General features: G+C 45.4%; 12 protein-coding genes. 5 read left to right on the top strand and 7 right to left on the bottom strand.

All coding sequences use genetic code 11. The features are described 5' to 3' along the window. Positions 1-179: 179 nt before the first annotated feature. From urtA to Q0499_RS22060, 3 genes are all read right to left on the bottom strand, one after another. The gene (gene urtA / locus Q0499_RS22070) at positions 180-1,466 is read right to left on the bottom strand and encodes an urea ABC transporter substrate-binding protein (RefSeq protein ID WP_299204638.1); all 1,287 of its coding nucleotides are present in this window, start codon (positions 1,464-1,466) and stop codon (positions 180-182) included. Positions 1,467-1,904: 438 nt separating this feature from the next. Beyond that, on the bottom strand, positions 1,905-3,332 hold the full coding sequence (locus tag Q0499_RS22065) for an autotransporter outer membrane beta-barrel domain-containing protein (RefSeq protein WP_299204635.1): 1,428 nt from the start codon (positions 3,330-3,332) through the stop codon (positions 1,905-1,907). Between the two features lie 1,081 nt (positions 3,333-4,413). Further along, complete coding sequence (locus tag Q0499_RS22060) at positions 4,414-4,896, bottom strand: GNAT family N-acetyltransferase (RefSeq protein WP_299204632.1); 483 nt, start codon at positions 4,894-4,896, stop codon at positions 4,414-4,416. A 246-nt stretch (positions 4,897-5,142) separates the two neighbouring features. On the opposite strand from Q0499_RS22060, the gene Q0499_RS22055 reads away from it, so the two are divergent. Further along, the gene (locus tag Q0499_RS22055) at positions 5,143-6,216 is read left to right on the top strand and encodes a GGDEF domain-containing protein (RefSeq protein WP_299204629.1); all 1,074 of its coding nucleotides are present in this window, start codon (positions 5,143-5,145) and stop codon (positions 6,214-6,216) included. A gap of 131 nt (positions 6,217-6,347) precedes the next feature. Here Q0499_RS22055 and Q0499_RS22050 read toward each other — a convergent pair whose 3' ends face one another. Continuing rightward, a complete protein-coding gene (locus Q0499_RS22050; protein ID WP_299204626.1) occupies positions 6,348-7,046 on the bottom strand; it encodes a VC0807 family protein in 699 nt (232 codons plus the stop codon). 421 nt (positions 7,047-7,467) lie between these two features. Here Q0499_RS22050 and Q0499_RS22045 point away from each other — a divergent pair, with 421 nt between their 5' ends. Further along, positions 7,468-8,340: a carboxylate/amino acid/amine transporter gene (locus Q0499_RS22045; RefSeq protein ID WP_299204623.1), complete on the top strand. Its 873-nt coding sequence runs from the start codon at positions 7,468-7,470 to the stop codon at positions 8,338-8,340. Positions 8,341-8,619: 279 nt separating this feature from the next. Here the strand turns inward: Q0499_RS22045 and Q0499_RS22040 are convergent, their stop codons facing one another. From Q0499_RS22040 to Q0499_RS22030, 3 genes are all read right to left on the bottom strand, one after another. After that, positions 8,620-8,928: a type II toxin-antitoxin system RelE/ParE family toxin gene (locus tag Q0499_RS22040; RefSeq protein WP_299204619.1), complete on the bottom strand. Its 309-nt coding sequence runs from the start codon at positions 8,926-8,928 to the stop codon at positions 8,620-8,622. Then, positions 8,916-9,173: a type II toxin-antitoxin system Phd/YefM family antitoxin gene (locus Q0499_RS22035; RefSeq protein ID WP_299204616.1), complete on the bottom strand. Its 258-nt coding sequence runs from the start codon at positions 9,171-9,173 to the stop codon at positions 8,916-8,918. The genes Q0499_RS22040 and Q0499_RS22035 overlap by 13 nt, the downstream gene beginning before the upstream one ends. A 294-nt stretch (positions 9,174-9,467) precedes the next feature. Then, entirely contained in the window at positions 9,468-10,949 is a 1,482-nt protein-coding gene (locus tag Q0499_RS22030; protein WP_299204614.1) for a GGDEF domain-containing protein, read from the bottom strand. Positions 10,950-11,463: 514 nt separating this feature from the next. Here Q0499_RS22030 and Q0499_RS22025 point away from each other — a divergent pair. The 3 genes from Q0499_RS22025 to Q0499_RS23720 are packed head-to-tail and all read left to right on the top strand — an operon-like array spanning position 11,464 to position 11,985. Next, positions 11,464-11,706, top strand: coding sequence for a CopG family ribbon-helix-helix protein (locus tag Q0499_RS22025; RefSeq protein WP_299204611.1), 243 nt, complete (start codon positions 11,464-11,466; stop codon positions 11,704-11,706). After that, complete coding sequence (locus Q0499_RS22020) at positions 11,696-11,926, top strand: type II toxin-antitoxin system RelE/ParE family toxin (protein ID WP_299204608.1); 231 nt, start codon at positions 11,696-11,698, stop codon at positions 11,924-11,926. The genes Q0499_RS22025 and Q0499_RS22020 overlap by 11 nt, the downstream gene beginning before the upstream one ends. After that, a complete protein-coding gene (locus Q0499_RS23720; RefSeq protein ID WP_363317849.1) occupies positions 11,875-11,985 on the top strand; it encodes a hypothetical protein in 111 nt (36 codons plus the stop codon). Before Q0499_RS22020 ends, Q0499_RS23720 begins: the two co-directional genes overlap by 52 nt. Positions 11,986-12,107 lie beyond the last annotated feature (122 nt).

The raw sequence follows: 12,107 nt of genomic DNA, 5'->3' as shown, positions 1-12,107 counted from the left end.
CTCCGTCCGGGTCAGGCAACTGAGCGGTTGAAAGCAACACCGTATAGGAGCTGTTTAATCCAACTCTGGCAATCAATCCTCTGATCGCTCTGCCTATTTGTAATACAGGCTTCCGATGGAAGCCTGCTTTTCACAACCTGAAGGATTCAGGCAAATTCACTACTGAACTCCGTAATGGATTAGTAGTTTTGACCGGAACAGGTCTTAGTAACTGTGTTGTAGTTACCGCAAGAGATAGGCGCAGTCCAGTCAGAGATCAGGTCTTTAGACCCTGGCAGGAAGTCAGACCATGCATCACCGGCAACAAGACCTTCAGTTTCCCAGACAACTTCCAGCTGACCGTCATCCTGAATCTCACCGATCAGTACCGGCTTGCTCAGGTGGTGGTTTTTGTTCATATACGCCATACCACCGGTCAGGTTTTCAGTTTCCTGGCCAATCATCGCCTGCTCTACCGCATTAACGTCAGTAGTACCGGCTTTCTCAACCGCCTGAGTCCACATTTTGAAACCGATGTAAGTCGCTTCCATAGGGTCGTTAGTTACGCGGTCAGGGTTACCGGTAAACGCTTTCCACTTAGAGATGAATGCAGTGTTAGCATCGCTCTCAACACTCTGGAAGTAGTTCCATGCAGCCAGGTGACCTACCAGAGGCTTAGTGTCCAGACCAGACAGTTCTTCCTCACCGACAGAGAAGGCTACTACTGGGATATCTTCAGCAGAGATACCCTGGTTACCCAACTCTTTGTAGAATGGGATGTTAGCATCACCGTTGATGGTAGAGACTACCGCAGTCTTCTTACCTTCAGCACCGAAGCTCTTGATATCAGATACGATTGACTGCCAATCAGAGTGACCAAACGGCGTGTAGTTGATCATGATATCTTCTGCAGCCACACCTTTCGCTTTCAGGTAAGCTTCCAGAATCTTGTTAGTGGTACGTGGGTAAACATAGTCAGTACCCGCCAGTACCCAGCGCTTCACACCCAGATCATTCATCAGGTAATCAACCGCAGGAATCGCCTGCTGGTTTGGCGCAGCACCGGTGTAGAATACGTTTTTAGATGATTCCTCACCCTCATACTGAACCGGGTAGAACATCAGACCGTTCAGCTCTTCAAGCACCGGCAGTGCAGATTTACGGGAAACAGAGGTCCAGCAACCGAAGATCACATCAACCTGATCCTTAGTCAGCAACTCACGGGTTTTCTCAGCAAACAGCGGCCAGTTTGACGCCGGGTCAACCACAACAGCTTCAAGTTGTTTGCCCAGCAAACCACCTTTTTTATTCTGCTCTTCAACCATCATCAGAACGGTGTCTTTCAGGGTTGTCTCACTGATCGCCATAGTGCCGGACAGAGAGTGCAGTACGCCTACTTTTATCGTGTCAGCCGCCATAGCGCTGATGCTCAGCACACTGGCGCCCATAGTCAGAGCAATACCTGAAACCAGATGTTTGATCTTCATATCTATTTCCCTTCTCGAGGTTAAGTTGCGATTCTTATGTTCCGGGCAGGATCGGTATCCCGGGAATCTGTTATTGACCCTTCCATTATTAGAAATAGAACGAAGATGCGGTATGGGGTGATTGACGCACCCCTATACGTCAAATGACGTATAGGGACGCGAAGAAGTGGCTAGGGGTTAGACGCTTCGCTTGCTAGAAAAAACGTAGCTCGTGGCTCGAACGTCACAAAAAACGTGACTTGATTGTGGCTCGCAAGAGCGTGGGGGATTTTAGGAGAGGCTTATATCATCACTCTGGAAAAGAAATCTGCAGTCTTAATTTATGGGTAGACCAAGTCAATCTCGTAAAACAAACATGCCGAATGCAAGACCCCTAATGTTTCTACAAAAAAGCCTGCTTAGCGATTAAACTCAGCAGGCTACGTTTATCTTACTAAATTAAAACGCCATAGCGTACGAAACAGCTAACCAGGCATCACTATTCTCGCCTTTGTCCGTGCCATTTAGCATTGCGGACAGTTTGCCTTCACCCAGTTTACCTTCAACACCAACACCTGCTTTGAACCAGTTCCGCTCATAGTGATCACCCGCTATATCGAAACTAAAGCTTGTGCCAATAACCTCTCCAGTAGCGTTGCTGGCTTTATCATTGAAGCGATGAACGGCTTCCAGGTTTGCTACGAAGTTCATATCTCCTGATCCAAATGCAGTAGCAGAGTTTGCACCGATGCGCAGCTCAGTTATTTCATCATTACGTTTATCAAACTGAGCAGGGAAACCGCCACCAGTCTCTGTATAAGCATTCAGGCTTGTTTGACTGTAAGAGAGGTTAACATAAGGGCTTAGGTTTGTGCTTTGAATAGCCAGGGCATCCACCCAATCCACACGAGCACGAATGCCCCAGGATTTACTGTAAGGGCTAGCTGAAGATGAATCTAAAACGCCACCGTTTAGGTAACCTCGTTTGATATCTAACTCACCCCAGAGTCTATAAGTGCCTAGGGTTGCATAAACTCCCTTACCAGAATCAATAGGAATTATACCTTCCAGCATCAAGTACTTACCGTCAGTATCAACGCCTCCCGAGTCGATAAGCTTCTGATCTGCCCATGTCTGACCAATTGCCAAATTGAGCTGAAACGGACCATAGTTATATCCTGTCCCAAACTCACCTAAACCTATGTTGCCATGACGTGAACCATAGTTATCGGTACCGAAGTCACCGGCTACCCAGAAAGTTTTCTGTTTGGCGGCCACATAACGACTCATTGGACGGCTATGTGCTCCATTGACAATAAGATTGGTGGTAGCAAATGTTGAGGCTATACCTTGGTTTGTAGCTAATAAACTACTGAGTGCTTCTTCTGGATTGAACAGAATAAATGAGATGCTGCCAGGCCCACTCACCGTTGTAGTAAAGGTACCCTTGTCCCCTGCTGCGAAGCCTGTGTCGACAATAATATAACGAGTTCCGGCAACGAGGGGAACTGCGTCTATATCAGAGGTACCAATACCACCATTACCATCATCATCACCAGCAACAAAGTTAGTTGTTGGGTCGGTAGGGGAGAAGCTATCTGAGTAGATAAATAAATAACCATCATAACCATTCTGGATGGAGCTAATAGAATAACTACCATTCATGCCAACAAGCAGATCCTGCGCCAAAAAGCTCACAGGCCCCAAGCTTGAACAACAAGTTCCATCTGCAAAAGGCCGAGCCCATGAGCCTGCAGAGCCCGAGTTCAGGTCTCCACTGTAACTATCGGAATTGGCTGGCGCAGCAACGGCCTGCAATGAAGCAAGGGATAAAGCAAAAAGCGAACGCTTAGCAGAGGAATATATATAACTTTTTCGATTAATCATTCTCAAGCCTGTTGAAATTTCAAATTTGGAAAATCACAATCCAGCGTTAATAACGCCAGCACAAAGTCAAGATTGCGGCTACAACAAGGGAAGTTGCAATTACGCAGTCCCTCTTAAGACAATTTGCAATGCAAACTTTCTCAGCGAGAAGTGGTCAATCATCAGCTAGCTTTCGCCGAAAACCAGTCCAGTCAAAAGCGCATAAAAAAGCCATAAAGAACACATTTCACCACTCGGGTGATAACCTCATAGCCTAGAGGCTTATGGAGAAAAGCCTTATACCGTTGGGAAGCGGTCGTCCCCGTACTCACGCTCTACGATGCTACAAATTCAACCCGTGCAGAACGCGAATAATCTGTGTGAGCCGGCAATTGAAAAAATGTTATGCCCTCACACTTCTATACCAATGTAAGATCGCTCGTAATGCACTCTTCTTTGCCTCTCAAACAGCAATCAAGTAACACATATTTGACGGTATACATAATGTTGTTGAGAATACTACATGTATGCTAAAACAAACATAAATATCACACATAATGGGTACTTATAGCAGACAGTCTGAACAACAGAAGTACTGATATTTCTACATCACATCATTAGCATCTAGCTGTGACAATCAGGAGAGGCCTGATCATACGAGCATAACAAAACTCCGCCTCTTGACGGGAAAGCTGAGGCTGCAGCCCGGAAGCTTTAAAACGCGCAAATGAAAAAAATACCGAGAACAGGTGTACTAAGAGCAAGCTCACCTGACGAAGCCAACATAATCAAGCCCCCCTCTCCACTATAAAAAATGCAGATGAGCTAATAGCGAAAGACACCGACGAGATATAACTGATCTCTTTGCTGAATGATGCCCAAAACAAAAAATAGGGTTAGCATATACTCAGCAAACTCTGAAAAAAGGCCTAGGTCAGGCCTTGCATTATGCAAAGTAGTAAAAACAAGACCTACCCACAGACTTCTCTTTTTTAGCGGGTAGCCAGACCAGCTTAGCAGATATTAATCTTGCATCGTGACCTTGCTCCCGGCGATTTACAAGGTAGATGTAGTGCAAGTCTGTTAAGCCGCTTGCTTATCTTCAGGACTCCGCAAGTGCAGTGAGCTCATGACCGGTTAACTGATAACCCACCCACTCGTGCTTTGCTTTAGCACCAAGCGACTTATAGAATTTTATAGCGGGCTCATTCCAGTCCAGAACACTCCACTCAAACCTTCCGCAGCCTTCGTCTACTGCAATTTTAGCCAGGTGTTTTAAGAGAGCCTTACCTGCCCCGACACTTCGATATTCTTGTGAGATGAATAGGTCTTCAAGATAAAGGCCGTGCTTGCCGAGCCAGGTTGAGTAATTGAAAAAATACACAGCAAAGCCAACCGGCTCGTTATTTACACTGCAGATCACTGCATGAGTGGTTGAGTCCTGACCGAACAATGATTTTTCAATATCAGACTCAGTCGCAACGACTTCATGCTCTGCTTTTTCATAACGCGCAAGCTCTTTAACAAATCGCAGAATCAAAGCCGAATCGTCAATCGTTGCCTCTTCTATCTTTATAATTGGCACTTAACTTCCCCGTTTACAACGACAAATAAAATGTTAAAAACAGGCTAACGCTTATACCTGCATGGTCTTATAGATATACAGCATGGTAACTATCAGCTAGTAAAGAAGCCTCCCTTACCTCCTCATCATGAGTACTGATCCCAAGCAATTTTACTTGACTAAACTACTATGGTATTCAGTGGAGTGGGTTATTGCCGCTCGAGACTGTAAAGATCTTAGTTGAATGGAAATCAGCAGGGGTAAAAAATGATGCTTCGGACACATCAGACGCTTTTGGATCAAATGAAGATTAGTGATGCTGAGATTCAAAGCAGGCTGGAACTTGCTGCACTCTCCCTCAGACACTTTGAGCTGCTTAAAGACGTACTTCCGCTTATCAATTCAGAGGTGGATTCAATCGTTGAGCGCTTTTATATCTCTCAGCTCGCCATTGATGAAATCGCTGTACTGATCGGTGATGTAGACACTCTGAACCGGCTGAAAGGCGCACAGCATCAGTATATTCTTGACCTGTTTTCAGGCCAGTACGACAGTACTTATGTCAATAACCGTTTACGTATCGGTATGGTCCATAAGAGAATTGGAGTTGAACCAAAACTCTATCTGAGCGCGATTAGTTCACTGAAACTGATTCTCTTTGAAGTGCTCGATAAGTCTATAGAGACCACTGAAGTCCTCTCGCAGACCAAAGAGGCTTTAGACAAATTACTATATTTCGATACAACGCTGGTTTTTGACACCTATATCTCCAGCATGATTTCAGAGCTGGAGGTGGCTAAGAAGAAAACCGAGATGTATGCCAATAGCCTGGAGGTTAAAGTATCGCAACGCACCGCCCAGCTTGAGGATCTGGCTAAAAAAGATCCTCTGACGGGTATCAATAATCAGCGCGCGATGCGTGAACTTGCCAGAGTACTACTGGCTTCGATAGCCCGTCGCAAAGCCTCTTTTTCCCTGATTTACTTCGATATCGATAACTTTAAGCAGGTTAATGATCAACACGGCCACCTGAAGGGGGATGAGGTATTAAAAGTCATCTCAGAGTGCATCAGGCAGCATGTCCGGGAAGCGGATGTCCCGTGCCGCTATGGCGGCGATGAGTTCTGCATTATGTTGCCTGATGCTAATGCCCAGTCTGCGCAATCAGTCGCTGAACGAATTGTGGCGAGCTTTGCCGAAATTCATCCTGACTTTTCGCTGAGTGTAGGCATTGTGGAAACCGGACCCGGACAGCATATGAGTCTGGATGAGATGATAGCTATCGCAGATAAAAAAATGTATGAAGCTAAAACGCTGGAAGGGTCGCAGATTATAGCCTGACGGCGGGGAAAGAAGCCGCTAGTGGCTAGGAGTTAGACGCTTCGCTTGCTAGGAAGACAAAAGACGTCGTTCGTTGTGACGTTCGAGCGACGAGCAACGGCTGTTCAGCGAAGGGTTGCGGCGAAAAACAACTAGTCTTTCGAGGCCATAATTTCTTCTAACTCTAAACCCGTCAGGTCGCGAATAGTGCGCCACAAATAATAAAAGATGCCTAACATCATCACCATGGACGGCAAAGCAATCACAGGATAGCTATAGAGCGTCATCTGACCTAGCTCTTCGTTAAATGCCTCCGTTCCAGCGGGGCTGGTGACAATCAATTTGGCGAGAACATAGTTCATCGTTGCTGAAAAACCAAATGAACCGGCAACCAGATAAGTTGCCTTCATCAAGCGATTTTCAAATGCTGCTGTACTATTATGTGCCTCCAGCCTTTCCCTGATTTTATTGACATCCATAATTTCTGGATTGAACAGCAACGCCCTCATCAGAGGGTAGGGTGTAAACGTCGACACTAAAACAGAAATGCCTATGATTCCAGGAATAGCCGCTTCTTTTATCGCTAACCATTTCGTATCAAGTTCAAATAAGCCAATTCCTCCCGTCAACGAAACACTCACTAAGCCTAATAAAGCGATAAAATTAAACTTTCTATACTTTAATAACTCAAAAAGCCCCCACCCCAGAGGGAAAGCAAGAGCTGCAATAAGCCCTCCACTCACGCCTAACTCATCTTCACCGCTCAATTTCATCAGTATAAAAGAGGGCAAAATAATGCTGACTAAAAGATCAATCAGTGGGCGCGGCTTATGTGTCGAAGAACTATTCATGATGTATGTTTATCTTGATCCCAATTGTGTTCAAATGTTTATAGCCAATTATAGGGCATGACACAACAAATCATTCGATTGCGATTGCCCCTATAGCAGTAAGCCTGGGGGCCGGTCTTGTAGTGTGCAGTTTTGCGATACGCAAGATCTGCCCTTAAACTCTCAAACAACTGTCTTCCAAAACACTCAACTTAAACGCTTTCCATGAAGCCTATTAAGAAGGCTCTTGCGAGCAACGAAAAAGTCACGCTCTTTGTGACGTTCGAGCCACGAGCTACGGCTCTTCCTAGCCACTCTCCCATAAAAACCGATCACAAAACACACATCAGTATCCATTAATAACTATTCCCGTGAACAGATTTACCCTAACCGGAGAAGCCGGTAAACTGTTCGCCTCTTTATCTATCTGGACTTAACTGTCATGCCAATATTGGTTGCCGTCACTATTTTATGGGCGTTTTCGTTTAGCCTGATCGGGGTGTATCTCGCGGGACAGGTCGATGCCTGGTTTTCGGTATTGATGCGTGTCGCCCTTGCGACTTTGATTTTTTTACCTTTTCTCAAACCACGTCAAATCGAGGCTAAAGTCGCTTTACAGTTGATTGTGTGTGGGGCTTTTCAGCTTGGCATCATGTATGGCTTTTATTATCAGTCCTTTTTATACCTGTCTGTACCCGAAGTTTTACTCTTCACCGTCATGACGCCCATTTACATTACTTTGCTGAATGATTTACTCGATCATCGCCTTAATATTGGCTTTATTATCAGTGCTTTATTAGCCGTAGTTGGCGCGATTACCATTCGCTATCAGGGTGTAGATGATGGTTATCTGAAGGGTTTATTGATCGTGCAAGGCGCTAATTTATGCTTTGCGGCAGGGCAAGTGGGTTATAAACGCATCATTGCAAAAGAACGCCCAGACCTACCACAGCGCACCGTGTTTGGTTGGTTTTTTATCGGCGCTCTGGCGGTTGTGATTCCCTGTTATCTCATTCTTGGCAACCCGGATAAACTACCGACCACCCCCCTTCAATGGTCAATTTTGACTTATTTAGGGCTCGTTGCCTCCGGTCTGGGCTATTTCGCCTGGAACAAGGGTGCAACAATGGTTAGCGTCGGGACTCTGGCGGTCGCCAACAACCTGTTAATCCCTGCGGGTATATTGGTTAACGTCTTATTCTGGAACCGCGATGCAGATATTCTGCGCCTTTCCATCGGAGGGGCAATTATTCTGTTAGCACTCATGGTAAACGATAAATTCAACCAACGTATCCAACAAGCAAAAGCGACTTAAACCTATTCCAGAGCTCGATCAACAACACCAAGGGATACCGGCCTTATTAACGCATCAAATCATGCACAGGCCGGGTCTTAAAGAGTCTCAATTAAAGGGTTCAGCGCCTTTGTTGAAACCGATGATAATAAACTGTAAAAACAAAAAACCGTCTTACAACGTAGTTAACATAAACATTTGCGAGTAAGTCTATTTAGAAGGCTCTTCCTAGCCACTAACCACTAGCAAGTCACGCTGTTTATGACGTCTAGCTACGGCTGTTTCAGCCCTTTGTGACATCTAGCTACGATCCTCCTGTATGAGGAATTTTCTTAGATCACGTTCCTGGCGCATTATATGAAGTATATAAACATGGTCACCATCCACTTTATAAAAAATCCTGCATGGGTTTACTAAAATTTCTCGATAGTTTAGGCCTTTTAACTCGAGCGGAACTTTACCTGATTCAGGATGGCTCTCTAACCTTGTAATCTTATGAAAGACCGTCTGCGTTAATTTTTTAGCGGCAGGCATGTTGCTTACAGCAATATATTCAGCGATCTCATTTAAATCATGAAGAGCAGACGCTATCCAAATTACTTCAGCCACTTACTCATCTTCTCTTCTGCTTCCTGATTAGAGAATATGTCACCATTTTTAATAGCCTGCTCGCCCCGCGCTACCCCTTCAAGTATCGCCATTCGCTGCTGCATGAACTCATAGTCCTCGACATCAACTAAATACGCAGAGGGCTGTCCATGTTCAGTAATTAACACAGGCTCTTTTGACGCATGCAGATCAGCTAATATCTTGGTTGCCTGGCGTTTGAGCGTTGTAACTAACTCTACTCTCATGATGGACCCAACATTAAACCGTAAAATGTATCACTATAGTATCACAGGCAATCCAGCTTTCACTATGCGATGAAGCAGCGTAACTGAGCCAAGCCTTTTTTTGCCTACCTGTCATTAGAAAACATTGCTCTGTACCGCCACAGCATAACAACTTTCATACAAAGCACTTAAACTTAGATGCTTGCCATTCAACCCATTAAGAATGGCTCTTCCTAGCCACTAACCACTAGCAAGTCACGCTCTTTGTGACGTCTAGCTACGGCTCTTTTAAGTCTAGCTACGGCTCTTTTACTGTTAACCCACCTCAACCCGATTACGTCCTTTGTCCTTGGCGCGATACAGTGCTTTATCGACGCGGGCGATAACAGCATCGGCTTGTTCATCACGGTTGTGAGCAACAACACCCAAGCTTGCATTGAGAGACTTCTCTTCAGGAAAAGGATGCTCAGCAATCTTCTTTCTCAGCTGCTCGGCCAGCACACTGACGCCCTGCAGATCCGTGTCGGGACAGATGATAAGAAACTCTTCGCCACCCCACCGTCCGACAATATCAGTCTGACGAACAGCGCTGACTAACAGTGCTGCAAAGGCTTTAAGCACCTCATCTCCAAGCAGATGACCGAAGCTATCATTCACCAGTTTAAAGTTATCAATATCCAGCAAAATGACAGAGAACTCTCTTTTGGTACGTTCCGATCGTTTAACGGCGTAACAAAGGTCTTCATCCAGCTTTAGACGATTGTAGATTCCAGTGAGAGCATCGGTGATCGATTGCTGTTTAAACAACAGGTTCTGATCTTCAAGCTGAACCCTGACATCGTGCAAGTCTTTAAGCGTCTCGAGAATGGTCCTGTTCGCCCTGGCTAAATAGTGGTTCCAATACAGTGAGACAATCAGCACGGTTCCCAATACAAGCAGGGTCAGCCATAACAGGGTATAGTCAGTTACCTTCTCAATCGTTATCGCGATCCATTTATCACGAATACTCTGCCCCTCTTTCGGGTCGATATGCAGAACCGCCTTTTCAAACGCGCTACCCAGTAACGGCTCATCATTACGCGTGGCAACCGATAGCTCATAGCGAAGAGGCAGACTACCGGTTACCGCCAATTTATTCAGATCAAGGGACTGTATAGCGAAGGCTACCGCACCTTGTGCGCCTATATAACCAAATACCTCGCCATCATAAACAAGCTCCATCGCCTGAATATTATTTTTGACTTCAATCAGGTCAATACGGGGATAGCGCTTTCTGAGTTTATCAATCGCGATATCACCTTTGATCACCGCGAACTGAGTCCCCGCCCCTTCAAGACTCTCTTCTACAAAAATGCGGTCATAACGGGTGACAACGGCTAAGGGCAGGTAAAAATAGGGGGTCGTAAAATCCAGATAAGATCGGCGCTCTTCACTGGCGTTGATCTGAGAAACCACATCACATTCGCGGCTCTTAGCCTTGCTGATCAGGTCATTCCAGTCCTGAACTTCAGGCACAACCATCTCGACACCCAGCATGCGCGAAAAAATATCAAAGTAATCTTTCGATAGCCCGTCATGCTGCCTGTTCTTATCCACCCCATCAAAAGGTAAGCGGTCTGGGTCAACACAAACATGTAGTACTTTTTTAGCTTTTAAATAGGCGCTTTCGGCCTGAGTCAGGCCGATGTCATCCGTCGTCTGGCCGACAGCAGAGTTCATGACGAACAGGAACCAGCCTGCAAACAAGACAATCAACAGCCCTTTCGTAGATATTTTCTGGCTAACGTTTATGTACAAGGTTTTTCCTTTAACCTGACGTCCAAGTGCTGGATTACAAGATTAGATAGGGAGAAGTGTGCAATGCTGGTGTTTAAATATAGCGTCTGGCCTCGCGGCAAGGCAATCCCTCTTAGACCTTATGATGACTGAATCTGTTCTTCAGATCAGCCATTCCCGAAGCTAACGCTTTACGCGATAAAACGTGTATCCGGATAGGAATATTATCAAGCCCCTATAAGCTTGAGATCATGCTTCAGATAAACGGGACAGATCTTGCGTTTTGCATAACTAAAGAACAGTGACAGATTCACCCCACACCATCACAACTTTCTTACTACGTACATCCCTCCCAGGTTACCTTTACAGAAGTAAAAAAGGCTCTTCCTAGCCACTAACAACGAGCAAATCACGCTTTTTGTGACGTTCTAGCTACGGATGTTTATGAGATAAGACCTCGAACTGAATTTTTCTCAGATGCGCTTTTTTATAGTTGTGCTAAAGTGTACTGGTCGTACACTTTAGAGGTTTTACTATGTCAACAACCATAACAATTCACATGGAAGCCGAATTAAAACAAAGACTTGAAAAACTTTCTGATGTAACTAACCGATCCAAGTCATTATTAGCGACTGAAGCTCTACGCGATTTTATTGAGCTTAATGAGTGGCAGATTCAAGAGATCAAAGACGCCATTAAGGAAGCGGACAGCGGCGAATTTGCCACCGATCAGGACGTAACCAAGTCATTTGCCAAGTGGGGAGTAAATGCAGGTTAAATGGCTCAGCAAAGCTTTGCAAAACCTTAATGATGAAGCTGAATACATTGCTAAAGATGACCCCACCGCGGCTAAGTTGGTGGTTCAACGGATCTTCGATTCCGTTAGTTTATCTCCGATAACCGCACCATGGGCAACACTGGTCGCATACCGGGTACACGCGAACTCATTGTTCCCAATACCCGCTACATCATTCCTTACCGAGTCAGGCCTGGATTAGATCGTATTGAGATCCTTCGTATTTTTCATAGTTCCCGACGTCTTCCAAAGCGTTGGTAGCCCCTTCAAACATTTAACCCTTCATTTTTGAATCACCCGCTGTGCTGAGTAGATGCAACCCATTGCAACAAAACGCACTTACAACGCACATCCCTCCCAGGTTACCTTCGCAAAAGAAAAGA

Origin of the sequence: uncultured Amphritea sp. (assembly GCF_937127095.1) — a bacterium.
Taxonomy (GTDB): domain Bacteria; phylum Pseudomonadota; class Gammaproteobacteria; order Pseudomonadales; family Balneatricaceae; genus Amphritea.
This window is presented reverse-complemented; position numbering and strand designations above follow the sequence as displayed.

Bases quoted from the DNA above. Each gene is read 5' to 3' on its own strand.
- urtA (WP_299204638.1), bottom strand. From the start codon at position 1,466: ATGAAGATCAAACATCTGGTTTCAGGTATTGCTCTGACTATGGGCGCC.
- Q0499_RS22065 (WP_299204635.1), bottom strand. From the start codon at position 3,332: ATGATTAATCGAAAAAGTTATATATATTCCTCTGCTAAGCGTTCGCTT.
- Q0499_RS22055 (WP_299204629.1), top strand. From the start codon at position 5,143: ATGATGCTTCGGACACATCAGACGCTTTTGGATCAAATGAAGATTAGT.
- Q0499_RS22050 (WP_299204626.1), bottom strand. From the start codon at position 7,046: ATGAATAGTTCTTCGACACATAAGCCGCGCCCACTGATTGATCTTTTA.
- Q0499_RS22045 (WP_299204623.1), top strand. From the start codon at position 7,468: ATGCCAATATTGGTTGCCGTCACTATTTTATGGGCGTTTTCGTTTAGC.
- Q0499_RS22035 (WP_299204616.1), bottom strand. From the start codon at position 9,173: ATGAGAGTAGAGTTAGTTACAACGCTCAAACGCCAGGCAACCAAGATA.
- Q0499_RS22025 (WP_299204611.1), top strand. From the start codon at position 11,464: ATGTCAACAACCATAACAATTCACATGGAAGCCGAATTAAAACAAAGA.
- Q0499_RS22020 (WP_299204608.1), top strand. From the start codon at position 11,696: ATGCAGGTTAAATGGCTCAGCAAAGCTTTGCAAAACCTTAATGATGAA.